Here is a 23,757-nt window from a genome sequence, read left to right as displayed (position 1 = left end):
GATCAGCGCCCGCGGCGCCCCGACGCAAGCGCGAGCGGGCTCGGTGAAGACGGTGTCATCACCCTCGCCGACCGACAACGCCCACGCGACCCCGCCAAACGCAAAACGGCCCGCCCGGCAAAACGCCGGACGGGCCGCGAAGAGCTGCGTGAGGTTGAGGAGCTAGGCCGCGACCGGTGCAGGTGCGTCGGTGTAGGTCTCGCCGGCCTCGGCCTTGGCGACCAGGGATGCCGGGGGCTCGAAGCGCTCGCCGTACTTTTCGGCGAGCTCCCGTGCCCGGGCGACGAAGCCGGAGAGGCCGCCGTCGTAGCCGTTGATGTACTGGATCGAGCCGCCGGACCAGCCGGGGAAGCCGATGCCGAAGACCGAGCCGATGTTGGCGTCGGCGATCGTCTCCAGTACACCCTCGTCGAGGCACTTGACTGTCTCGATGGCCTCGGCGAAGAGCATGCGCTCCTCAAGGTCCTTCAGCGACAGCGTCGAGGGATCGTCAACCACGGGGAACCACTCGCGCAGACCCGGGAACAACCCGGTGCGCTTGCCGTCCTCGTAGTTGTAGAACCCGGCGCCGCGGAGCTTGCCGGCGCGGTTCTCCTCGAGCATCTTGTCGATGACGCTGAACGCCGGGTGGTCGACCCACTCGCCGCCGTCGGCCTCGATGGCCTCCTTGGAGGCCTTGCGGATCTTGGCCATCAGCTCCAGGTTGAGCTCGTCGCTCAGCTGGAGGACCGGCGCGGGGTAGCCCGCCTGCGATGACGCCTGCTCGATCGTCGGCGCCGGGACGCCTTCGGTCAGCATCGCGATGCCCTCGTTGATGAACGTGCCGATCACGCGCGAGGTGTAGAAGCCGCGCGAGTCATTGACCACGATCGGCGTCTTCTTGATGATCTTGGCGAAGTCGAGCGCGCGGTAGAGCGCGTCGTCTGAGGTCTGCTCGCCCTTGATGATCTCCAGCAGCGGCATCTTGTCCACGGGGGAGAAGAAGTGCAGGCCGATGAAGTCGGTCGGGCGCGAGACGCCCTCGGCGAGCTGCGTGATCGGCAGCGTCGACGTGTTGGACCCCAACAAGGCGTCCGGCTTCAGGTAGGGCTCGATCTCCGCGAAGACCTTGGCCTTGACGCCCGGATCCTCGAAGACGGCCTCGATCACCAGGTCGGCGTCCTGTGCGGCAGCCGGGTCGGTCGTCGGGGTGATGCGGGCCAGCAGCGCGTCGCCGTCCTCCTGGGACTGACGGCCGCGGCCGACGGCCTTCTCGACCAGCTTGACCGAGTAGTCCTTGCCGCGATCGGCAGCCGCCTGGTCGACGTCCTTGAGGACGACCTCCAGGCCGGCCTTCGCCGAGACGAACGCGATCGCCGCGCCCATCATGCCGGCGCCGAGGACCACGACCTTCTTGGGCTCGAAGCGCGCGATGCCCTCCGGCCGCCCGCGATCCCCGTTGACCTGCTGGAGGTCGAAGAAGAACGCCTGGATCATGTTCTTGGCCACCTGGCCGGTCGCCAGGTCCACGAAGTAGCGGCCCTCGATCTCGATCGCGGTGTCGAAGTCGACCTGCGAGCCCTCGACCGCCGCGGCCATGATGTGGTGCGGCGCCGGGTAGTTGGCGCCCTTGAGCTGCTTGCGCAGGTTGGCCGGGAACGCCGGCAGGTTCATCGCGAGCTTCGGGTTGGACGGCGTGCCGCCCGGGATCTTGTAGCCCTTGACGTCCCACGGCTGGCCGGCGAAGTCCTCGCCCTGCTCGCCGATCCACCCCTTGGCTGCTGGGACGAGATCCTCGAGCGACGGCACGACCTTGTCGACGAGGCCCATCTCCAGCGCCTGGGCCGGACGCTTCTCCTGGCCCTGGAGCAGCAGCTGCATCATCGCGTCGACGATGCCGAACATCCGCACCGTGCGCACGACGCCGCCGCCACCCGGCAACAGCCCCAACTTGACCTCGGGGAAGCCGAGCTTGGCCTTCGGCGAGTCGACGATGACGCGGTAGTGCGTGGCCAGCGCGATCTCCAGACCGCCGCCGAGCGCCGCGCCGTTGATCGCCGCGACGACCGGGACGCCGAGCGTCTCCAGGCGGCGCAGCTGCGACTTGACGAGGCGGATGCCCTCGGCGAACTCGGCGGACTGCTCGCGCGTGACCGCCTTGAGGTCGTTGAGGTCGCCGCCCGCGAAGAACGTCTTCTTGCCTGAGGTCAGGACGACGCCCTTGATGGAGTCCTTCTCGGCCTCCAGGCGATCGACCGTCGCGCCCATCGACTCGATGTAGGCGCGGTTCATCGTGTTGGCGCCCTGGTTGGGATCATCGAGCGTGAGGACGACGATGCCGTCCTCGCCCTTGTCCCACTTGATCGTGGTGCTCTCAGCCATGGCTTAGATCGCCTCCACGACGGTCGCGATGCCCATGCCGCCGCCGACGCAGAGCGTGCAGAGGCCGTACTTGCCGCCGGTGCGGTGCAGCTCGTCGATGATCGTGCCGAGGATCATGCCGCCGGTCGCGCCGAGCGGGTGGCCCATCGCGATCGCGCCGCCGTTGACGTTGACCTTCTCGAGATCGAGGTCCATATCCCGGACAAATCGGAGCACGACCGCGGCGAAGGCCTCGTTGATCTCGACGAGGTCGAGCTGGTCGGCGGTGATGCCCGCCTTGGCCAGCGCCTTCTTGGACGCCGGCGCGGGGCCGGTGAGCATGATCGTCGGGTCGGCGCCGCTGACCGCGGTGGCGAGGATGCGGGCGCGCGGCGTCAGGCCGAGCTCGGCACCCGCCGACTCGCTGCCGATGGCGACCAGCGACGCGCCGTCCACGATGCCCGACGAGTTGCCCGGCGTGTGGACGTGGTTGATCTTCTCGACCCAGTGGTACTTCTGCAGCGCGACGGCGTCGAAGCCGCCCATCTCGCCCATCGCGGCGAACGAGGGCTTCAACTTGCCCAGCGTCTCGACCGTCGTGCCGGCGCGAATGAACTCGTCCTTGTCGAGGACCAAGTTGTCGTTGAGGTCCTTAACCGCGATGACCGAGTTGTCGAAGCGACCTTCGGCCTGCGCGGTCGACGCGCGGTCCTGCGAGCGCACGGCGTACGCGTCGACGTCGTCGCGCGAGAACTCCTCGACGGTCGCGATCAGGTCGGCGCCGACGCCCTGCGGGATGAACGACGTGTCGTAGTTGGTCTCCGGGTCCATCGCCCAGGCGCCACCATCGGAGCCCATCGGGACGCGCGACATCGACTCGACGCCGCCCGCGAAGACGAGGTCTTCCCAGCCGGAGGCGACCTTCTGCGCGGCGATGTTCACGGCCTCCAGGCCGGAGGCGCAGAAGCGGTTGAGCTGCACGCCGGCGACCGTGTCCGGCAGGCCGGCCTTGATCGCGGCGGTCTTGGCGATGTCGGCGCCCTGGTCGCCGACGGGGGAGACGCAGCCGAGCACGACGTCGTCAACCCGGTTGGGGTCGAGCTTCTCGTTGCGGACCAACATCTCGTGCATCAGGCCGACGACGAGGTCGACCGGCTTGGTCCCGTGCAGGGACCCGTTGCTCTTGCCCTTGCCGCGGGGGGTGCGGATGGCGTCGAAGACCAACGCCTCGGTGGCTGCCATTGCCTGGTGTCTCCTCTAGGCGAAATCGAGAACTGCAGTCAGGGCGCGGAAGCTACCACAGAAACATTCAGTCGTGAACGCAAGTAACATGGGCGCAGCGATGTCCTCGCCGCCCCGTGACACAGCCCCGCCAAAGCGGCGCAACCAGGCCGAGCGCTCCGCCGCCACGCGGGAGGCGCTGCTCGACGCCACGCTCGAGTGCCTGGTCGAGGACGGCTACGCCAACACGACGACCGCGCGCGTCGCCGAGCGCGCCGGGGTCTCCCGCGGCGCGCACCTGCACCACTTCCAGACGCGCGACGCGCTGCTGGCCGCCGCGGCCGATCACCTGACCGCGAAGCGGGGCGCCCATCTCCGCGAGGCCGCCGACGCGCTGCCGGACGGTCCCGACCGCGTCGCGCGCGGGCTCGACCTGCTGTGGAGCGCCTACGCCAACCCGCTCTACCACGCGTCGCTCGATCTCTGGAACCAGGGCCGCACCGACGACGAGCTGCGCGAGCACCTCGTCCCGATCGAGCGCCGCCTGGACCGCCAGACCGCCGAGATGGCCCAGCGCATGTTCCCTGACGCGGCCCGGCGCCCGGACTTCGAGCACCTCGTCGAGCTGGCGCTGGCCGCGATCCGCGGCCTGGTCGTCCTCGACACGCTGCACCCCGACGGCGCGCGCGCCGCCAAGCAGTGGGAGCATTGCCGCGCGCAGCTGGTGCGGCTGTTCGAAGACCGTTAGGGTCGGGCCCGCCGCACGAAGCGGCATCCCGCCGTTCCAGTCCCACGCCAGTTAGGAAGTCCCATGTCCCGGGTCCGCGCGACGCTCGCCGTCGCCCTTGCCGCCGCTCTCGCGCCGGCCGCTGCCGCTCACGCGCAGGACGTGACCGTCACGTCGTTTGACGGCACGCCGATCATCGCCCACGTCTTCCCGGTCCCCGGCATTGCCGCCGGGCAGACCGCGCCCACGGTGCTCAACGGTCCCGGCTGGGCCGGCACCGGCGACAACGACCCCAACGTCGGGCTGATCAAGCAGCTCAACGGCCTCGGCTACAACGTCGTGACCTGGTCGCCGCGCGGCTTTGGCGCCTCCGGCGGCCTGGTCTCGATCGACACGCCGTCGATCGAGGGCAAGGACACCAGCGCGCTGGTCGACTACGTCGCGGCCCAGCCGTGGGCGCAGCTCGACGGCGCCGGCGACCCGCGTATCGGCATGGCCGGCGGTAGCTACGGCGGCGGCATCCAGTACTCGACCGCGATCGCCGACCACCGCCTCGACGCGCTCGTCCCCGTCGTCGGCTGGCACAGCCTGACCACCGCGCTCTACAAGGACAAGACCTTCAAGCAGGGCTGGGACACGTTGTTGTACACCTCGGGCTTGGGTTCGGCCAACAGCACCGCGCCCGGCCTGGACCCGCACGTCACCTCCGCCTACGAGGCGGGGCTGAAGAGCGGCGTCCTGAGCGCCGAGGACGAGGCGTGGTTCGCCGCGCGCGGTCCCGGCGACGCCGTCTCGCAGATCACGACCCCGACGATGGTCGTCGGCGGCACGGTCGACACGCTGTTCCCGCTGGACGAAGACATCAAGCTGTACAACGCCATTAAGAAGGGCGGCGCCCCCGTCAAGATGGTGTGGTTCTGCGGCGGTCACGGCGAGTGCCTGACCGGCACCGGCGACCCCGGCAAGCAGAAGGCGACGCTGTCGCTCGGCTCCGGGCACCTCAGCGACCTGACCGTCGCGTGGTTTGCCAAGTACCTCAAGAAGGACGCCACCGCGAACACCGGTGCCGGCTTCGAGTACCTGGCCGACGACGCCAAGTGGCGTTCGGCTGCCACCTACCCCGCTCCCAAGGGCACGCCGATCACCGCGACCGGCAAGGGCACGCTGAAGCTCCTCAAGGGCTACATCTCGGGCGAGGCGATCAAGGCGACGCCGGCCAAGGCGAGCCAGGCGCTCCAGATCAAGGTCGTCGCGCCGCGCTCCGCGCAGCTCGTCGGCGCGCCGAAGCTGACGCTCAGCTACTCGGGCAAGGGCACGCCGGCCAAGAACGCCAAGGTGTACGCCCAGCTCGTCGACGTCAAGCGCGGCATCGTCGTCGGCAACCAGGTCACGCCGATCCCGCTGACGCTTGACGGCAAGAAGCACAGCGTCACCCGTGAGCTGACGCCGATCGCCGCGATCGCGGCCAAGGGCACGCGCTACACGCTGCAGATCGTCTCCAGCTCGAAGGTCTGGGCCCAGCAGCGCGGGACGGGCACGGTCAAGGTCGCAAAGGCGAAGCTGACGCTGCCGACCGTCAAGGCCGGCTAGCTCCAGCGATACCTTGATTTCTGGATAGGGTTTGTGGAGAAACTTCCACAAGCCCTATCCTCGACGCTCCACACCCGACGCCAGCGAGGTCATCCACCTATGTCCGAAGACGCCATCACCTACCGCCCCGAGACGATCGCCCTCCACGGCGGCCAGGAGCCCGACCCGACGACCAACGCGCGGGCGGTGCCGATCTACCAGACCACGTCCTACGTCTTCGACGACACCGAGCACGCGGCCAAGCTGTTCGGGCTCGAGGTCCCCGGCAACATCTACTCGCGGATCATGAACCCGACGTGGGACGTGCTGGAGCAGCGCCTCGCGCAGCTCGAGGGCGGCATCGGCGCGCTCGTCACCGCCTCCGGCCAGGCCGCCGTCACCTACTCGGTGCTCAACATCGCGCGCGCGGGCGACAACATCATCTCGGTCTCCCAGCTCTACGGCGGCACCTACAACCTGTTCGCGCACACGCTGCCCCAGTACGGCATCGAGGTGCGCTTCGTCGACGCCGACGACCCGTCGGCGATCGCCGAGCTGGTCGACGACAAGACGCGCCTGGTGTTCGGCGAGACGATCGGCAACCCGCGCCTGAACGTCCTCGACGTTCCCGCCTGGGCCGAGGCCGCGCACGCCCACGGCCTGCCGTTGATCATCGACAACACGGTCGCCACGCCGCTCGGCGCGCGCGTGCTGGACCTCGGCGCCGACATCGCCGTGCACTCGCTGACGAAGTTCATCGGCGGCCACGGCACGTCGATCGGCGGCGCGCTGGTCGACGCCGGTCGCTTCGACTGGGTCGCCAACGGCGCGCGCTTCCCGGGCCTCACCCAGCCCGACCCCAGCTACCACGGCGTCGTCTGGTCAGACGCGCTGGGCCCGGCCGCCTACATCGGCCGCACCCGAACCGTGCTGCTGCGCAACACCGGCGCGGCGCTGTCGCCGTTCAACGCGTTCCTGTTCCTCCAGGGGATCGAGACGCTGCCGCTGCGGATCGAGCGCCACAACGAGAACGCGCAGAAGCTCGCCGAGTGGCTGAGCGCCCACGACGGCGTCGAGTGGGTCAACTACCCGGGTCTGAAGGACGACAAGTACCACGAGGTCGCCCAGCGAGTGCTTAAGGGCGGCGGCGGCGCGCTGATCACCTTCGGCGTCAAGGGCGGCCTGGAGGCCGGCCGGACGTTCATCGAGTCCTTGTCCTTGTTCAGCCACCTGGCGAACATCGGCGACGCGAAGTCGTTGGCGATCCACAACGCGACGACGACGCACTCCCAGCTCAACGCCGAGGAGCTCGCGGCGGCCGGCGTCACCGAGGACACGGTGCGCCTGTCGGTCGGCATCGAGCACGTCGACGACCTGATCGCCGACCTCGACCAGGCGCTCTCGAAGGCCCGGGTCGGGACGACGGCGTAAGGAAGCAGCGCGGATGACGCAGGCCGCGGCGCCTGCCGACGTCCAGCGGGTCGTCCTCTTCGACGAGGACGACCCGCTCGCGCTGGCCTGCGGCCGCGCGCTCGCGCCGGTCGAGGTCGCCTACGCGACCTACGGCACGCTGAACGCCGCGCGCGACAACGCGGTCTTCGTCTGCCACGCGCTGACCGGCGACGCGCGCGCCAGCGGGCCGGGCGGCTGGTGGGCGTCGATGATCGGGCCGGGGCGCCCGATCGACACGGATGAGTTCTTCGTCATCTGCCCCAACTTGCTCGGCGGCTGCCAGGGCACGACCGGGCCGACCTCGCTGGACTTCCCGCCGCTGGCGATCGCCGACCTCGTCACCGTGCACCGGCGCTTGTTGTCGCACTTGGGGATCGAGCGCCTGGCGGTGGGGATCGGCGGCTCGATGGGCGGCATGCAGATCTTGCAGTGGTTGATCGACGCGCCCGGTCAGGTGCAGCGCGCCGTGATGGTCTGCGCCTCGGCGCGGCTCAGCGCGCAGAACATCGCGCTGTCGCACGTCGCGCGCCGGGCGATCCTCGATGACCCGGACCTCCTGCGCGGCATGGCGACCGCGCGGCGGCTGGCGCACGTCACGTACCTGAGCGAGCGGGGGATGACCGCGAAGTTCGACCGCGCCGAGCCGGGCGGCTGGGCGTCGGTGGACGACGCGCGCGAGTGGCTGGCGCCGGCCTACGACGTCGAGACCTACCTCGAGCACCAGGCCAAGATCTTCCTCGAGCGCTTCGACCCCTACTCCTACCTGTACCTCACGCGGATCATGGACGCGTTCGACCCGTTCGGGGCGGGTCCGGTGGCGCTCGATCCGGCGACGCGCGCGTTGGTGGTGTCCTTCGACTCCGACTGGCGCTTTGGCACCGAGCACTCGGTCGCGCTGGCGGCGGGCCTGCGGGCTAACGGGCTGACGCAGGTGCAAGAGCACGTCGTTGCCTCCGACTACGGGCACGACTCGTTCCTGCTCGACGTGCCTGAGTACCTGGACCTGGTCCGGGCGTTCGTCGCCTAAGCCAGGACTGCGGCCAGTCGCCGCCAGCGGGCCTGGCGCAGCGCGAAGAACGCGCGCGTGAAGAGCGCGGTCGGGCGCGTGAGCGCGCCGGCGTCGATCTCGATCTCGTCGGTGTACTCGCATCCGCCGGCGGTGGGCACGAAGCTCAGGCGGTGGTTCCAGGTCCGCAGCGGGCCGCCGCGCTCGGCGGTCTGGATCGTGTGGTCCTCGATGGCGACGATGCGCAGGTGGTGCGTCCAGGCCGGGATCACGCCGAGCCACCACATTCGGCCGTGGCCCTCGGCGCCCGGTGCAGCGAAGTCGCCCGGGATCGCCTCCAGCGCGGGGACGCGCATCACGCCGCGGGCGACGTAGGCAAACGTCGCGGGCTTGAGCGCCAGGGCGAACGCCTCGTGGGCGCCGATCGGCAGCGCGGTGGTGGCACGGACGGTGAGCATGGCGTATATCGTGAGCAATTGCTCAGGTTTCCGCTACTCGCATTCCGATGCCCGCCCGCACGCACCCCCGCAAGGCCCCGCGCCAAGCGCGCTCCCGGCTCACCGTCGAAGCGCTGCTGGACGCGGCGGCTCAGGTCTTCGAGCGCCACGGCTACGCGGCGGGGACGACGAACCGGATCGCCGAGCGGGCGGGCGTGTCGATCGGCTCGCTCTATCAGTACTACCCCAACAAGGACGCCATCCTGGTGGCCTTGGTCGAGCAGCACCTCGACGAGGGCACCGCGGCCGCCGGGTCGGTGCTGGCGGCGCTGGTGGCTGATGTGCCGCCGGCCGATGTAGGGATGCGGCGGCTGGTGGAGGCGATGGTCGCGCTGCACCGCGACCGACCGGCGCTGCACCGAGTGCTGTTCGAGGAGGCGCCGCGACCGCCGGCGCTGCGGCGGCGCTTGGAGGAACTGGAGGAGACGGTGACCGCGGCCGTGGCGGCGTACCTGCGGGCGTCTGACGCGACCGACCGCGACCCGGAGCTCGCCGCGCGGATGGTCGTCCGGGTCGTGGAGACCGTGACGCACGAGCTCGTTCTGCGACCGCGCGGCGTCCCGGTCGACGCGCACGTGGACGAGGCCGTCGTCCTGCTGACGCGCTACCTCGGCAAACGAGACATCAACGTTCCATCTGTCACGCGATCGGCGTAGGGTGCCGCGCCATGTCCCATCAGTTGTCCCGGCGGCTGGTCCCCGCCCTGGCGCTCGCTGCCGCCCTCACCGTCTCGTCCACCGCCGCGCACGCGGCCTCCTCGCCGGTCGCCGCGCCCGGCTGCGATCGCCTCGACGACGCGGCCTGCCTGCTGCCGTTTCCCAACGACGCGTTCACGAAGAACGGCAAGGTCGCGCTGAGCACCGCGCAGATGCCGCGGAACACCAAAGGCACGGCGATCGACGCCGCCGGCTGGAAGGGCCTGGACGGCTTCTCGCCGGGCAGCGTGATCCTCACCAAGGTGCCCGGGCTCCAGACCGACGGCGCGCTGAAGAGGACCGGCGCGGTGTCGCTCAGCGCGCTGTCCAAGTACACCGTGAAGTCCGCGCCGGTGCTGGTGTGGGACGCGACGTCGCACAAGCGCTGGCCGATCTGGGCCGAGTTGGACAACAACGCCAAGAGCGGCAACCGGCTGCTCGAGGTCCACCCGGCCAAGAACTTCCTGGAGGGCCACCGCTACGTGGTCGCGCTGCGCTCGCTCAAGCGCGCGGACGGCGGTGCGATCAAGGCGGGCGCGCGGTTCGCCAAGCTGCGCGACGGCAAGGTCGCCGCCAACGCGCGTTACCAGCGCATCTTCAAGGACCTCAAGAAGGCCGGCGTCAAGCGCGACAAGTCGCTCTTCCTGACCTGGGACTTCACCGTGGCCTCCGAGAAGTCGCTGACCGCACGCGTGCTCTCCATGCGCGATGAGACCTTCAAGGGCTTCAGCGACACGAACCTCGCCGACGGCGTGGTCTCCGGCAGCGCGCCGTCGTTCTCGCTACAAGCCAAGCCGCTGGTCGACGACTTCGCCAAGTTCAACGACGGCCGCTACGCGCAGGTGCTCGAAGGCACGTTCACGGTCCCGTGCTACCTGACCAACGGCTGCGCGCCGGGGTCGCAGATGACGATCGACGCGCGCACCAACCTGCCCAAGCTCCAGGGCACCTACACGGCGCGGTTCACCTGCGTGGTCCCCGCGACGGCGACCGCCGACCACCCGGCGCGGCTGGCGCTCTACGGCCACGGGTTGCTCGGCAAGGAGACCGAGATCCTGTCCGGGCCCGACGTGCCGAAGATGGCGGCCGAGTCCAACACGGTGTTCTGCGCGACACCGTGGATCGGCATGGCCAACGAGGACATCGGCACCGCGGCGGGCGTCCTGGGCGACTTCTCCAAGATGCCGCAGATCCCGGACCGCTTGCAGCAGGGTTTCCTGAACGCCCTGGTGCTCGGCCGGATCATGGCGCACCCCGGCGGGCTGGCGACGTCGCCGCTGCTGCAGTCCGGCGGGCGGCCGATCGTGCAGTCCGGGTCGATCGGCTATGACTCGAACTCCCAAGGCGGGATCAACGGCGGCGCGCTGACCGCGCTGGCGCCCGACTTCACGCGCGCGGTGCTCGGCGTGCCGGGCATGAACTACAGCGTGCTGCTGCCGCGCTCCAAAGACTTCGAGGTGTACTCGAAGATCATGTACCCCGCCTACAAGGTCGAACAGGAGCGGCCGCTGATCCTCGACCTCGCGCAGCTGCTGTGGGACCGGGGTGAAGGCAATGGCTATGCCCAGCACATGACGTCGGACCCGCTGCCGAACACGCCCAAGCACACCGTGTTGCTCGACGTGGCGCTGGGCGACCACCAGGTGACGCAGTTCCAGGCCGACGTCGAGGCGCGCACGATCGGGGCGTCGATCCACACGCCGATCGTGCCGTCCGGGCGCTCGCCGCAGGCCGAGCCGTCGTGGGGCATCCCGGCGATCAAGTCCTATCCCTTCAGCGGGTCGGCGATCGTCTACTGGGACGCGGGCTCGGCCAAGGTCAACGTGCCACCCTTGGCCAACCACCCCAACTCGGGGCTGGAGGATCCGCACGAGTACGTCCGCCGCACGCCCGCCGCCCGCGCGCAGAAGGCCGCGTTCCTGGCGCCGGGCGGCGCGCTGATCGACACCTGCAACGGCGCCGCGTGCCTCGCCGCGCCGGACGTGGGGTGACCTTCGCCGCGCACTAGGGTGAAGGCCATGGGCACCGTTCGGATCGGCTACAAGGCGTCGGCGGAGCAGTTCGACCCCGCCACGCTGCTTCAGTACACGCGCGAGGCGGAGGCCGCCGGGCTGGAGATCGTGGCCACGTCGGACCACTTCCAGCCCTGGCGGCACCACGGCGGGCACTCGCCCGCGGCGCTGCCGTGGCTGGGCGCGGCGACGGCCGCGACGTCGGACGTGCTGCTCGGGACGAGCGTCCTCACGCCCACCTTGCGCTACGAGCCGGCGATCGTCGCCCAGGCGTTCGCGACGCTCGGCTGCCTCGCACCCGGGCGCGTGTACCTCGGCGTCGGCACCGGCGAGGCGATGAACGAGACGCCCGCGACCGGCCGCGAGTTCCCGGGCCGCAAGGAGCGGCGCCTGCGGATGGCCGAGGCGATCGAGCTGATCCGCAAGCTCTGGCGCGAGGAGCGCGTCGACTTCGAGGGCGAGTACTACAAAACCTCGCAGGCCACGATCTACGACCGGCCCGCCGAGGAGGTCCCGATCTTCGTCGCGGCCTCCGGGCCGCTGGCCGCCAAGCTCGCCGGCCGCGTCGGCGACGGCTTCATCTGCACGTCCGGCAAGGACCCGCAGCTCTACCTCGACCTGTTGGAGAAGGTCAAGGAGGGCGCCGAGCAGGCCGGGCGCGACCACGCGCAGATCCGCCACATGATCGAGATCAAGGTCTCCTACGACCGCGACAAGCAGAAGGCCTACGACAACTGCAACTTCTGGGCGCCGCTAGCGCTAACGCCCGAGCAGAAGGAAGGCATCGAGGATCCGATCGAGATGGAGCGCGTCGCCGACGAGAACGTCGGCCAGGCCCACACGCGCTTCATCGTCTCCGACGACCCCGACGAGGTCGTCGAGAAGATCGGCACCTACCTCGACCTCGGCTTCAACGACCTCCTGCTCCACGGGCCGGGCCCGGACCAGTCCCGGTTCATCTCGCAGTTCAGCGAGGACGTCCTCCCGAAGCTCCGCGAGCGCGCGGGCTAGCTCACTTCCAGCGCCAGTCGTTGACGATCATGTTGGCGGCCACCGTGCCGAGCTCGGACAGATCTTCGTCCTTGATGACCTGGATCAGGTAGATCCGCTTGCCGCGGCGCACGAGCGTCGCGGTGTGGGTCGAGCCCGTGCCCTTGTAGTTGTAGTGGACGCCGTAGATGACGCCTTGCTTGTGGCGCAGCGTCGTCGGGCGCGGGTCGAACGACTTGTCCAGCCCGCCCGCGTCCTGGGGGACGGAGATGAGCTTCTGGACCATCGACTTCTTGTCGCGGATGCTGACGCCGGCGACCTTCTCGGCCCGCTTGACCGACGTCACGGCGATCGACACCAGCGCCTTGTCCCGCTGGTTGGAGGTGTGGGTCGGCGGTGTGATCGTCACCACGCTCCAGCCGCCTGACGTCTGCTTGTCGACGTGCCAGCCGGACGGCGCTGCCGTCCGGTAGTTGGGTCCGCGGATGGCCTCGCGAGCCTGAGCGAGGCTCGCCATGAAGCCCGCGAGGACGAGGGCGAGAACGAGGATTCTTAAGGTCCGGCGCAGCATTGTGTCCCGACCATCTCAGGCCGGGACGGTGAAGTTGAAGGCCTTCCTGCTGCCAGCGCGGCAAGTGGGGCGGTCTCGTAGTGCCAGCCGTCAGGGACGGGGCTCGTCGACGATGGTCGACGTGGCCATGGCGTCGCCGGCCTGGCCGCCGAGAACGCGACGGGTGAGGTTGGGCAGGAGGATGCGCGCGGCGGCGGCGAGGCCGTACGGGCGCGGGGCGTAGCGCTCGGCCTTGCGGCCGGGCCCGACCTGCATGACGGCCTCGGCGACCTTCTCGGGCGTGGAGACCATCCAGCGGGTCGAACGGCTGTCGGTCAGCTCCTTCTGCGGGAAGCCCTCGGTGGAGATGAAGCCCGGGTTGACGATGCCGACGTGCACGCCGCTGGGCTTCTCCTCCAGGTGCAGCGCGTCGCTCCAGCCGATGAAGGCGAACTTCGACGCGCTGTAGCCGCCCGAGCCGGGGCGGGCGACCCGACCGGCGGTGGAGGCAATGTTCACGATCGCGCTCGGCGCGCTCTCGCGCAGCAGCGGCAGCAGCGCCTCGGTCAGCGCGGCCTGGGCGAACAGGTTGAGCTCCAGCGTCTGGCGCAGGTTCTGCGTGCCGACGTCGGCAAAGCGCCCGCGCCACCCGGCGCCCGCGTTGTTGACCAGCAGGTCGAGGCGGCCAAAGCGCTCGCGCACCGCGGCCTCGATGCGCGCGGGCGCTTCGGCGTCGGTCAGGTCCTCGGCCAGGGTCAGGACCTCGACGCCGCCCAGCGAGGCGGCGAGCGCCTCCAGGCGATCCAGGCGACGGGCAACGACGACGAGCTTTGCGCCGGGCTCGCGAGCGATGCGGCGGGCGGTGGCCTCGCCGAGTCCGCTCGACGCGCCGGTGATGAGGGCGATCATGGCCACAGATCCTATGCCCGTATGGGTGCCCGGCGGTCGACACCACCACGTTGGGTTTCCGACCGGTGGTCCGTTCCGGGTGCGCGGCCGCCGGCGCATCATGATGGTCATGCTCCCCACGCGCACCGACGCCGTCCTCATCACCGGCGTGACCGGCTTCGTCGGAACGGCGATCCTGCTCCGCGTCCTAGAGCGGTCAGACCGTCCCGTCGTCGCGCTCGTGCGAGCGACGGATCGCTCCGAGGCGACGTCGCGGGTCCGGGAGGCGCTCGCCGACGTCGTCCCGCACGCCGCCGCGGTCGACGCCTACATGTCGCGGATCACCGCGGTCCCGGCGGACCTCCTCACCGACGGCCTCGGGCTGCGCTTCGGCGACCGCGAGGACATCGCCTACCGCTGCGACGAGGTCCTGCACTGCGCCGCGTCGGTGAGCTTCGAGCTGCCGCTCGACGCGGCGCGCGCGGTCAACGCCGCAGGCGCCGCGCGGATCGCGGAGCTGGCGACCCGCTGCGCGGTACGCGGCAACGGCCTGCAGCGCGTCGTCCACGTGTCGACCGCCTACGTCGCGGGCGACCGCGACGGCGTCTTCGGCGAGGACGACGTCACGCTCGACCACCCGTTCCGCAACACCTACGAGCAGACCAAGCACGAGGCCGAGCAGCTCCTGCGCGCGTGGACGCCGCGGCTGCCGCTGCAGATCGTGCGGCCGTCGATCGTCGTCGGCGAGCGGACCACAGGGTGGACCAGATCGTTCAACGTCCTGTACTGGCCGCTGAAGATGTTCGCGCGTGGGCGGTTGCCGGTCGTGCCCGCCGTGGCCGACGCGCCCGTCGACGTCGTCCCGGTGGACTACGTCGCCGACGTCGTGCTGGGTCTCGCAGGAGCGCCCGAGGGCACCTACCACGCGGTCGCCGGCCGCCACGCGTCGACGGTCGCGCAGGTGATCGACATGGCCGCCGCGCGCTTCGGCGTCCCGGAGCCCGCGATCGTGGACCCCAAGGTGATCGAGGAGGCGCTCGCGCGGCCGATGTCCGAGCCCCAGCGCCACGCGCTGGAGCAGGCGCGCATCTTCTTCCCCTACTTCCGCCTCGGCGTGCGCTTCGACGACCGCTGGGCGCGGCAGATCCTGGAGCCTTCGGGCATCGTCGCCGCACCGCTGCCGACCTACTTCGGAACGTTGATGGACTACGCCCAGCGCTCCGCATGGGGACGTTCGCCCTTGACCGTGACATCGGGTGATGTCACGGTCGCTGCATGACGGACTCCGAGCTGGGCGCTCTCGCCGATCTCGCCGCCGACGGCTTCGGCGGTGCGGTCGCGCGTGTGGAGGAGATGCACCAGGCGATCGCGCAGCGCGCGGTCGGTGGGCCGGCGCGCGCCGCGCACGACGCGATCGCCGCCGGGGTGTACGCCATGGTCCGCGGTGGCGGCCGGGCCCTGACCGGCGGTGTGGCGACCGCGGCGCGGGCCTCCGGCGTCGGTGGGCGCGTGCTGAGCGACCACCCGCGCGGGCGCTTGGTGCGCGGCGCGATCAACGGCGCTTGGGGCGACCGCCTGCACACGAGCGGCAGCGCGCTGGCCGTCGACATGGAGGCACGCGTCCACGGCGCTGCGCCGACGCCGTTCCTCGTGGTCTTGCTCCATGGCCTATGTGAGACCGACGCGGCGTGGTCGATCCGCGCCCAGCAGCACGAGGGCACCTACATGTCGCGCGTGCTGGAGCCGCTCGGCGCGACGCCGGTGACCGTCAACTACAACTCGGGCCGCGGCATCGAGGACAACGGCGCTGCGCTGGCGGCACTGCTCGACGAGCTGGTCGCGACGTGGCCGGTGGAGGTCGAGCGGCTCGTGCTCGTCGGCCATTCGATGGGCGGTCTGGTCATCCGGTCGGCGGCGGTCCACGGCGGGGAGTGGACCGAGCGAGTAGACGCCACCGTCTCCCTTGGCACCCCGCATCTCGGCGCGCCGCTCGCGCAGGCCGCGCACCTCGCCGGCCGGGCGCTGACGCTGGTCCCCGAGAGCCGCCCCGTCGGCGCCGTCATCGACTCGATCAGCGAAGGGATCAAGGACCTCGCGCGCGGCTTGGCCGCCGACGAGGCGTTGCCCGACGCGCGCCACCTCGCCGTCGCCGCCACCGTGACCGCCGACCACGGCCACCCGCTCGGCCGTCTCGCTGGCGACCTGCTCGTCCTGAAGGCCAGCGCCCACGCCGTCGGCACGGAGCTCGTCCACGTCGGCGGCCACGACCACTTCGACCTGCTCAACTCGCCCGCCCTGGACCCGATCTTGCGCGAGTGGCTGGACGCCGCGTAGTCAGAGCGCTGACCAACCGGATAGGCTGCCGGTCACCGTGAGCGGAAGCGGCTTTGCACCTTTCTCCGTCGGCGTCGAGACGACCGGCGCGCGCACCATCGTCGCTGCCCGCGGCGAGCTCGATCTGGCGACCGCGCCCGAGCTCGAGGCCGCGCTGCTGCCGCCGTTGAAGGAGGGCGTCTCCATCGCGCTCGACCTCCGCGGGCTGGAGTTCATGGACTCGACCGGCGTGCGCGTCATCGTGGCTGCGCACCTGGCCGCCCAGGAGCACGCCGCGACGCTCACCGTCGTGGTGATCCCCGATGGTCCAGTGGCCCGCGTGCTGGAGATCTCCGGCCTGGACGCGGTGCTCGACGTGGCCACCGAGCTCTAGCGACCCGCCGAGCTGCGCAAATCCGCTCATCCCCGCCGATAGGGTGGGGGGATGAGCAAGCGTGCCGCCTTCGACGACCCCGCCGTCCTTGAGCGTTTCGCGGACCTGGTGGTCCTGACGGCCGCCAACCTGCAACGCGGTCAGCTCCTTTCGATCGGGTCTGAGATCGGCAAGGAGGACGTGACGCGCGCGATCGCTGACGCCGGGTATCGCCACGGCGCCAAGTTCGTCGACGTCAACTACTTCGATCTTCACGTCAAGCGCGCGCGGCTGCTGCACGCCGACGAGGACACGCTCGACTACGTGCCCAGCTGGTACGGCGAGCGGATCCTGGAGCTCGGGCGCCAGCAGGCGGCGCGCGTCGGGCTGACGGGCCCTGCACACCCCGGCCTGCTCAGCGACCTCGATCCCAGCCGCGTCGGCCGCGACCAGCTGCCGGCCGTGCGTGAGACCGGCAAGGTCGTCAACGAGCGCACGACCAACTGGACCGCGGTGCCGTGCCCGACGCGGCCATGGGCGCAGCTTGTGCATCCCGACCTCGATCCCGAGGAGGCGTGGGTGACGCTCTGCGACCAGATCCTGCACGTCTGCCGGCTGGACACTGACGACCCGATCGCCGCCTGGCGCGAGCGCGCCGACGCGCTGGTGAGCGCCGCGGATCGGTTGACCGCGCGGCGCTTCGAGGCGCTGCGGTTCGTCGGTCCGGGCACCGACCTCACGGTGGGCCTGCTCAAGACCTCCAAGTTCCTGGCCGCGCGCTTTGAGACCGTCGGCGGGATCACGCACCTGCCGAACCTGCCGTCGGAGGAGATCTTTAGCTCGCCGGACCCGACGCGCGCCGAGGGCGTCGTGAAGGCGACCAAGCCCTTGGTCTTGGGTGGCTCGATCATCCGCGGCCTGGAGGTCGAGTTCCGCGACGGCCGCGCCGTGCGCATCGACGCCGACGAGAACGCCGAGGTCCTGCGCTCCTACGCCGCACGCGACGAGTTCGCCAACCGGCTCGGCGAGGTCGCGCTGGTCGACGGCGAGGGCCGTATCGGCGCGCTGGACACCGTCTTCTTCGACACCCTGCTGGACGAGAACGCCGCCAGCCACATCGCGCTGGGCCACGCGTACCAGATGTGCGTGGACGACTCGGAGGCCGATCTGGTCAACGACTCGACCATCCACGTGGACTTCATGATCGGCTCGTCAGAGGTCCGCGTCCTGGGCCTCGACGCCGACGGCAACGAGACGCCCGTCCTCGTTCAAGGCGCCTGGCAGGTCTGATCGCTAGCCTTCCCGTCTTCCAGGAGAGGTGCCGGAGCGGCTGAACGGGCACGACTGGAAATCGTGTGTGGGCTTTACGGTCCACCGAGGGTTCGAATCCCTCCCTCTCCGTCCGGCCAGGTGCCCCTTGCACCAGGCCCGAGCCAGCGGGTACGGTCGCCGCTCCCGGCGTCGCGCGTGGAGAGGCGTGGCGCCAATGTCCCGGAAGGTCCCGTCCCCATGAAGCACCCTCGTCGTCGTGTCCATCTCGGCGTTGCCGCTCTGGCGACGCTGGCGATCGCCGTTGCCGGCTGCGGCTCCGACGATGGCGGCGCTGCCTCGGCGGGTGATGCGGTCGCCAAGGCGCCGGCGAAGGCGGCAGCGGCCGTGACGACCGCCACCGCCGCCGCGGCGCCGAAGTCCGCGACCAAGGCGCTGTCGCGCAAGGCCTACATCCGCGAGGCCGACAAGGTCTGCCTGCTGGCTCGCGGTGTCAGCCGGCGCGCCAACGAGGTCGTGCAGAAGGCGTTCGGGTCCGGCTCGGCGACGAAGGCCGCCGAGGCGATCGAGAGCTACATGCCGGCGTTCATGTCCCATCAGAACGCGCTGAAGGCGCTCCCGCGGCCCAGCGGCTCGGACCGGAAGATCCTCGATGGCCTGATCAAGGTCATGGACGGCCAGATCCAGGCGCTCGCCGACGAGTCCAAGGCGCTGCGCCAGCAGGACTCAAACGCGATGTCCCAGATCACCCAGGCCCAGCAGCAGGAGATCCAGTTCGCCGACGACCTGGGCCGTCAGTACGGCTTCAAGGTCTGCGGCCGGTCCAGCTAGGCCGCCGCCACGCGGCTTAGAACGCGCCGGCGGGCGGCACGGCGGCCGGCGCGGCCTCGAGGTTGCCGTCCTCCGGCAGCTCGGGGATCGCGATGACGACGTGGTGGCGCGACACCGCCAGGAAGTCGTGGTGCGTGCCGGGGCCGTCGTGGCCGACCAGCTCGACCGTGACGTCGGTCAGCGGGATGAAGTCGCGCTCAGAGGCGTTGAGCACGTCGGACACGCGGCTGCGGTAGCCGTCGCGGGCCAAGGTCAGGGTCCCCGCGATCCGATGCCGAGGGGTCTCCAGGTACACGCGCTCCTGCCGGGTCTGCATCACGGCCTGGAGTATCGGCGTTAGGGCGCAATTGGTTAAGCCCTTTGGCCGGAACGCTGACCCTGAACTTCGGTCCGCGCGTTCGCCACAATGTGAGGGTGGATCCGCACGCCGTGCTCGGGCTCGACCCCGGCGCCTCGCCCGAGGAGGTCCAGCGCGCCTACCGCTCGCTAGCCAAGCGCTTCCATCCCGACCGCGCGGGCGACGGCGAGCTGATGATCTCGATCAACGCCGCCTACGACCTGTTGCGCGAGCGACTGGAGGAGGAATCGAGCGCGGGCGCGCGCGGCGGCGCCAACGGGACGTCGCCGCCGAATGGAACCGACGTGGCCGCGGCGCCGCCCACGATCGCCGGCGCGTGGCTCGCGCCCGCCGTCCGCCGCGTCCTCGCGCGCGAGCTGCTTCAGACCCTGGAGACCGGCGAGCAGGTCGACGAGATCGTCCTGACCGCCACCAGCGACAGCCACGACGTCCAGCTCGCGGTCACCGATCGCCGCCTGCTGTGGCTGCGCGACGACGCGATCATGGGTCGCGTCCGCTACCTGCGCTGGCACGACCTCGCGGACGTCGAGGCGCGCCCGGGCGGCCGCTTCCGCCGCGGCGGCCAACTGCGCGTCCAGCAGCGCGCCTCCGGCCGCTGGCAGCGCTTCTTCGACCTCAAGCCCGACGTCCTCGCTCGCCTGGCCGCCCGAATCCAGACGCGTGCCAATGGGTGATCCGGGTACGTCGAAGCTATGAACGATGGAACGACCGACGATCTCAAGGGCCGCGCCAAGGAAGCAGCGGGCGACCTCACCAACGACGACAGCCTCAAGAACGAGGGCAAGGTCGACCGCGCCTCGGGGTCGATCAAGGACAAGGTCGGCGATGCCGCCGACAAGGTCAAGGACGCGCTCCGAAAGGATTGAACCCGGCCGATCCCGTGTCGGCACAAGGGCTTCCAGGGCGCGGCGGGCAACATGCCGTACGGCACCTCGTCTAGGCTGCGCCCTCTGTTTGCCGTCGATCCAGGAGCAACCGCATGAACAAGACCGAGCTCGTCGAGGCCATCGCCAAGGACAGCGGTCTCACCAACGCTGACGCCCGCAAGGCCGTCGAGGCGTTCATCACCACGGTGGAGAAGACCCTGAAGAAGGGTGATGAAGTCGCTTTGACCGGCTTCGGCAAGTTCTCCGTCGTCAAGCGCAGCGCGCGTACCGGTCGTAACCCGCAGACGGGCGAGACCGTGAAGATCAAGGCGTCCAAGGCGCCGAAGTTCACCGCCGGCGCCGGCCTCAAGACGGTCGTCAACGGCGCGCGCAAGAAGTAGCGCACCGCGGCGCAGACCGCCGCTTGCCTTTCGAGAGGGTCCCGTCGCCACGCGCCGGGGCCCTTTTTCGTGCCCGAACAGGTTTTTTCGTGCCCGAACAGGTTCCACCTTCCCCTTTTCCGGGGTATGCCTTAGCTTGTGCCTGGCCGCACGCGTTCACCCAAGAACGCGCCGCGGTCTTCGTTTCAGGGGAACACGGAAGAGTCGGGGGAGAAGTCGATGGGTCGATGGATTGTCGGCGCGGCAGCGACATGCTGCGCGCTGCTGTCGTTCGCGGGTCCCGCCGCGGCGAACGTCAACGTGGCCAACGTGGTCGCGCGACCGCTGGACCCGGGAGCGGGTGCCAGCGACTGTGCCAATGCCAGTCCGGGCGGCGCGCCGAGCGCCACCGCCAGCGCCGCGGGCACGCACCGCGACTTCTGCATCGCGTTTGACCTCAACGCGACGGGCGGCGATGACGCGCAGAAGATGAACATCTCGCTGCCCGCGGGCGTCATCGGCGATCCGACCGCCGCCGACCAGTGCACGACCTTCACGGCGTCGGGCTGCGGGACGGCCTCCCAGGTCGGAACCGTGCGCGCCAACGTGACCGCGCTCGGCATCCCGATGGACATCAACGGCGTCGTCTACAACCTCAAGGCGGCCGCCGACCAGCCCGCGCTGCTCGGCATCCAGCTCAACCCGCTGGACATCGGTCTCGGCTCGCCGCTGCCGGTGCGCCTACAGTCGCCGATCCGCGTGCGCGTCGCCGACGCCGGGCTGGACTCGGTGGTCAATGACGTGCCGCGCGTCCTCGACGTCGGTTTCGGTTCGCTGAACCCGGCGATCCAGATGAACTCCATGGCCTTGACGCTGTGGGGGACCAAGACCGACCACAGCTCGCTCGACAAGCCGTTCATCGCGCTGCCGACGCGCTGCGACGTCGACGCCACCACGTCGATCGCGGTCACCTCCTACGACAGCAAGACCACGTCCAACGCGACGAGCAGCTTCCGCCCGACCGCGTGCGACCAGGTCCCGTTCACGCCCTCGCTCGAGGTCGGCCCGACGACGACGCCCGCCGACCAGCCCGGCGAGGCGTCGGCGAAGCTGATCATCCCGACGGCCGACACGGGCACCGGTGCCAACGCGCGTCGCCAGGCCTACCTGAAGGACGTCGACCTCAAGCTCCCGGCCGGGCTGGCGCTCAACCCGCCGCTGGCCAACGGCCTGGAGCCGTGCACGCCCGAGCAGTTCGGCTTCGGGATCGACGCTCCGCCCGGCTGCCCGGCGTCCTCGGAGATGGGCCGCGTGGAGTTCGTCACGCCGCTGTTCCCGGGCCAGACGTTGACCGGCAAGGTGTACTTCGGCACGCCGCGGCCGGGCGTCCCGCTCGTGAACTTCATCTCGGTGGAGGACCCGCGCCTGCGCCTGAAGCTCGGCGGCTTCGCGACGATCGACCCCGACACGACGGCGATCACCGCGCACTTCACCGACCAGCCGCAGGTGCCGTTCGAGTCCTTCAAGTTCGTCTACACCGACCCGGGCAACGGCCGCGCGACGCTGACCTCGCCGACCACGTGCGGTGACTACTCGGTGACCGCCGACATGACCCCGTGGAACGGCGCAGCGCTGAAGTCGCCGAGCAACACCTTCAAGGTGGTCGACTGCGCGCCGTCGGTGTTCGCGCCCGAGCTGGGCGTCAGCGTGCTGAACGCGCAGGCCGGCGGCCCGGCCGCGCTGACCGTCCACATCGGTCGCCCGGACAAGAACCTGCGCCTGCAGGACGCGAAGGTCTCGCTGCCGCCCGGGCTGACCGGTCGTCTGCCCAGCGTCCCGGCCTGCGAGGTCGACGCCGCGCGCGCCGCCCAGTGCCCTGACGCGTCGCTGGTCGGCTCGGCGAAGGTCGCGGTCGGCACCGGCCCGGCGCCGCTGAACCTGCCCGGCAAGGTGTACCTGACCAAGGGCTTCGATGGCGGCATCGCCGGCCTGGCGGTCGTCGTCAACACGAAGGTCCCGGCGCTCGACCTCGGGACGGTCGTGGTGATGAACAAGCTGCTGCTTCGGCCTGACACGGGCATCGACGTCCAGACCTCGTCGCTGCCGCAGACGCTTCAGGGCATCCCGACCGTCTACCGCGCGATCGACTTGACGATCGACCGGCCCGGGTTCATGCAGAACGCGACGTCGTGCGCGGCCCAGACGGTCAACGGGTCGTTCACGGCGGTCAGTGGCACGACGGCCGCAGCCAGCGCGCCCTACCAGGCGACCGGCTGCGACAAGCTGCCGTTCGGGCCGAAGCTGAGCGCGACGTTCGGGTCCAAGGGCCAGACCGCGAAGGGCACGCACCCGCCGCTGTCGGTCACGATCACGCAGGCCGACGGCCAGGCGGCGATGAGCAAGACGGTGGTCTCGCTCCCGGCCGGCCTGGGCATCGACCTCAAGAACCTGTCCTCGGTCTGCACCGACGCGCAGCTGAACGGCGGCACCTGCCCGGCCGGGTCGAAGATCGGCACGGTCACGGCCAACACGCCGCTGCTGCCGGGCGCGCTGAGCGGCGGCGCCTACCTGATGCAGAGCGCCAAGCCGGGCGCGCTGCCGGGGATCGCGCTGGACCTCGGGCTGGTGCGCCTGCGGGGCACGGTCGCGCTCGGCACCCGCGTGGTGACGACGTTCGACGGCATCCCGGACGTGCCGCTGAGCAAGTTGGTGCTCAACCTCACCGGCGGGCCGAAGGGTGCGTTGGTGACGTCGACCGACCTGTGCACGTCGACGCCGACGGTCGAGTCCCAGTACGGCGCGCACTCCGGCGCCAGCGGCAAGGAGACCGTGAAGGCGACGGTCGTCGGGTGCTCGCTGAGCGCCGCGAGCGGGCTGACGATCAAGGGCAAGCTCGCTGGCCTCAAGAAGAAGAAGCCGACGCTGTCGTTGACGCTGACCGCGAGCAAGGCGCTGAAGGGCGTGCGTGTGAAGCTGCCGAGCACGCTGAAGCTGGCGTCGTCTAAGTCCTTGGGCAAGAGCTCCAAGGTCCTGCTCGGCGGCAAGCGCTACAAGTCGACCAAGGTGAAGTGGTCGTCGGGCAAGGTCTCGTTCACCGCGGCCAAGGGCAAGAGCACCAAGAAGCTCGTGCTCTCGCTGCCCAAGGGCGTGCTGAAGCTGAAGAAGGCCGTGAAGGTCGGCTCCAAGCAGACGTTCACGGTCTACGCGCTCACGAGCGCCGGGAAGCTCGTGAGCGTGAAGGTGAAGCTGACGGCGGGCAAGTAGCCCGCCGTCGCGGCGCTGGGCCGGCGCGTTTAGGCGTTGGCCAGCGCCGCTAGGACGCCGGCGAGGAACGCCAGGATCGCTACGGCGGCGACGGTGCGGAAGGCGAACGGGGTGGGCACAGGCGGGGTCCTTTCCCGGAGCGGTGGTCACCCTTAA

At 70.3% G+C, this 23,757-nt stretch carries 22 protein-coding genes and 1 tRNA gene; 17 read left to right on the top strand and 6 right to left on the bottom strand.

Annotated features, from left to right (window positions below; genetic code table 11):
* Window positions 1-162: 162 nt before the first annotated feature.
* Together ACT01A_RS11755 and ACT01A_RS11750 are read right to left on the bottom strand one after the other, a co-directional pair.
* Window positions 163-2,361, bottom strand: coding sequence for a 3-hydroxyacyl-CoA dehydrogenase NAD-binding domain-containing protein (locus ACT01A_RS11755; protein ID WP_445152444.1), 2,199 nt, complete (start codon window positions 2,359-2,361; stop codon window positions 163-165).
* 3 nt (window positions 2,362-2,364) lie between these two features.
* Complete coding sequence (locus ACT01A_RS11750; protein ID WP_445152443.1) at window positions 2,365-3,582, bottom strand: acetyl-CoA C-acetyltransferase; 1,218 nt, start codon at window positions 3,580-3,582, stop codon at window positions 2,365-2,367.
* A 100-nt stretch (window positions 3,583-3,682) separates the two neighbouring features.
* Between ACT01A_RS11750 and ACT01A_RS11745 the strand changes: the two genes are divergently transcribed.
* The 4 genes from ACT01A_RS11745 to metX all read left to right on the top strand — a co-directional run bounded on the left by ACT01A_RS11745 (window position 3,683) and on the right by metX (window position 8,336).
* A complete protein-coding gene (locus tag ACT01A_RS11745; protein WP_445152442.1) occupies window positions 3,683-4,309 on the top strand; it encodes a TetR/AcrR family transcriptional regulator in 627 nt (208 codons plus the stop codon).
* Between the two features lie 63 nt (window positions 4,310-4,372).
* On the top strand, window positions 4,373-5,878 hold the full coding sequence (locus tag ACT01A_RS11740; protein ID WP_445152441.1) for an alpha/beta hydrolase family protein: 1,506 nt from the start codon (window positions 4,373-4,375) through the stop codon (window positions 5,876-5,878).
* Between the two features lie 99 nt (window positions 5,879-5,977).
* Complete coding sequence (locus tag ACT01A_RS11735; RefSeq protein WP_445152440.1) at window positions 5,978-7,288, top strand: O-acetylhomoserine aminocarboxypropyltransferase/cysteine synthase family protein; 1,311 nt, start codon at window positions 5,978-5,980, stop codon at window positions 7,286-7,288.
* Between the two features lie 13 nt (window positions 7,289-7,301).
* Window positions 7,302-8,336 (top strand): homoserine O-acetyltransferase MetX, encoded by a 1,035-nt coding sequence (metX, locus tag ACT01A_RS11730; protein ID WP_445152439.1) that lies wholly within the window; start codon window positions 7,302-7,304, stop codon window positions 8,334-8,336.
* Here the strand turns inward: metX and ACT01A_RS11725 are convergent.
* A complete protein-coding gene (locus ACT01A_RS11725) occupies window positions 8,333-8,773 on the bottom strand; it encodes a hypothetical protein (RefSeq protein ID WP_445152438.1) in 441 nt (146 codons plus the stop codon). The two genes, metX and ACT01A_RS11725, sit on opposite strands and share 4 nt — an antisense overlap.
* Before the next feature lie 47 nt (window positions 8,774-8,820).
* On the opposite strand from ACT01A_RS11725, the gene ACT01A_RS11720 reads away from it, so the two are divergent.
* The 3 genes from ACT01A_RS11720 to fgd are packed head-to-tail and all read left to right on the top strand — an operon-like array spanning window position 8,821 to window position 12,530.
* Window positions 8,821-9,468: a TetR/AcrR family transcriptional regulator gene (locus ACT01A_RS11720; RefSeq protein ID WP_445152437.1), complete on the top strand. Its 648-nt coding sequence runs from the start codon at window positions 8,821-8,823 to the stop codon at window positions 9,466-9,468.
* Between the two features lie 11 nt (window positions 9,469-9,479).
* Window positions 9,480-11,498, top strand: coding sequence for a hypothetical protein (locus ACT01A_RS11715; RefSeq protein ID WP_445152436.1), 2,019 nt, complete (start codon window positions 9,480-9,482; stop codon window positions 11,496-11,498).
* A gap of 27 nt (window positions 11,499-11,525) precedes the next feature.
* Window positions 11,526-12,530, top strand: a complete 1,005-nt coding sequence (fgd, locus tag ACT01A_RS11710; protein ID WP_445152435.1) for a glucose-6-phosphate dehydrogenase (coenzyme-F420) — start codon at window positions 11,526-11,528, stop codon at window positions 12,528-12,530.
* Between the two features lies 1 nt (window position 12,531).
* Here the strand turns inward: fgd and ACT01A_RS11705 are convergent, their stop codons facing one another.
* Both ACT01A_RS11705 and ACT01A_RS11700 read right to left on the bottom strand, forming a co-directional pair.
* Complete coding sequence (locus tag ACT01A_RS11705; RefSeq protein ID WP_445152434.1) at window positions 12,532-13,080, bottom strand: hypothetical protein; 549 nt, start codon at window positions 13,078-13,080, stop codon at window positions 12,532-12,534.
* Between the two features lie 90 nt (window positions 13,081-13,170).
* The gene (locus tag ACT01A_RS11700; protein ID WP_445152433.1) at window positions 13,171-13,968 is read right to left on the bottom strand and encodes an SDR family NAD(P)-dependent oxidoreductase; all 798 of its coding nucleotides are present in this window, start codon (window positions 13,966-13,968) and stop codon (window positions 13,171-13,173) included.
* Window positions 13,969-14,077: 109 nt separating this feature from the next.
* Here ACT01A_RS11700 and ACT01A_RS11695 point away from each other — a divergent pair, with 109 nt between their 5' ends.
* From ACT01A_RS11695 to ACT01A_RS11670, 6 genes are all read left to right on the top strand, one after another.
* Window positions 14,078-15,226 carry an SDR family oxidoreductase gene (locus ACT01A_RS11695; RefSeq protein ID WP_445152432.1) on the top strand — a complete coding sequence of 383 codons (1,149 nt, stop codon included), beginning with the start codon at window positions 14,078-14,080 and terminating at the stop codon, window positions 15,224-15,226.
* The gene (locus tag ACT01A_RS11690) at window positions 15,223-16,281 is read left to right on the top strand and encodes a PGAP1-like alpha/beta domain-containing protein (protein WP_445152431.1); all 1,059 of its coding nucleotides are present in this window, start codon (window positions 15,223-15,225) and stop codon (window positions 16,279-16,281) included. The genes ACT01A_RS11695 and ACT01A_RS11690 overlap by 4 nt, the downstream gene beginning before the upstream one ends.
* 37 nt (window positions 16,282-16,318) lie before the next feature.
* Window positions 16,319-16,654 (top strand): STAS domain-containing protein, encoded by a 336-nt coding sequence (locus ACT01A_RS11685; RefSeq protein ID WP_445152430.1) that lies wholly within the window; start codon window positions 16,319-16,321, stop codon window positions 16,652-16,654.
* A gap of 51 nt (window positions 16,655-16,705) precedes the next feature.
* On the top strand, window positions 16,706-17,923 hold the full coding sequence (locus ACT01A_RS11680; RefSeq protein ID WP_445152429.1) for an aminopeptidase: 1,218 nt from the start codon (window positions 16,706-16,708) through the stop codon (window positions 17,921-17,923).
* A gap of 22 nt (window positions 17,924-17,945) precedes the next feature.
* A tRNA-Ser gene (locus ACT01A_RS11675) sits at window positions 17,946-18,034 on the top strand.
* A gap of 108 nt (window positions 18,035-18,142) precedes the next feature.
* On the top strand, window positions 18,143-18,733 hold the full coding sequence (locus ACT01A_RS11670) for a hypothetical protein (RefSeq protein WP_445152428.1): 591 nt from the start codon (window positions 18,143-18,145) through the stop codon (window positions 18,731-18,733).
* A 16-nt stretch (window positions 18,734-18,749) separates the two neighbouring features.
* Here the strand turns inward: ACT01A_RS11670 and ACT01A_RS11665 are convergent, their stop codons facing one another.
* Window positions 18,750-19,049: a DUF6812 domain-containing protein gene (locus ACT01A_RS11665; protein WP_445152427.1), complete on the bottom strand. Its 300-nt coding sequence runs from the start codon at window positions 19,047-19,049 to the stop codon at window positions 18,750-18,752.
* 98 nt (window positions 19,050-19,147) lie between these two features.
* Between ACT01A_RS11665 and ACT01A_RS11660 the strand changes: the two genes are divergently transcribed.
* From ACT01A_RS11660 to ACT01A_RS11645, 4 genes are all read left to right on the top strand, one after another.
* Window positions 19,148-19,765, top strand: coding sequence for a J domain-containing protein (locus ACT01A_RS11660; RefSeq protein ID WP_445152426.1), 618 nt, complete (start codon window positions 19,148-19,150; stop codon window positions 19,763-19,765).
* Between the two features lie 18 nt (window positions 19,766-19,783).
* Window positions 19,784-19,957 (top strand): CsbD family protein, encoded by a 174-nt coding sequence (locus ACT01A_RS11655; RefSeq protein ID WP_445152425.1) that lies wholly within the window; start codon window positions 19,784-19,786, stop codon window positions 19,955-19,957.
* A gap of 113 nt (window positions 19,958-20,070) precedes the next feature.
* On the top strand, window positions 20,071-20,358 hold the full coding sequence (locus ACT01A_RS11650) for an HU family DNA-binding protein (protein ID WP_445152424.1): 288 nt from the start codon (window positions 20,071-20,073) through the stop codon (window positions 20,356-20,358).
* 219 nt (window positions 20,359-20,577) lie between these two features.
* Window positions 20,578-23,601, top strand: coding sequence for a hypothetical protein (locus ACT01A_RS11645; protein WP_445152423.1), 3,024 nt, complete (start codon window positions 20,578-20,580; stop codon window positions 23,599-23,601).
* The last annotated feature ends 156 nt before the right edge of the window (window positions 23,602-23,757 follow it).

The sequence above is a fragment of the Baekduia sp. Peel2402 genome (assembly GCF_052567285.1).
This window is presented reverse-complemented; position numbering and strand designations above follow the sequence as displayed.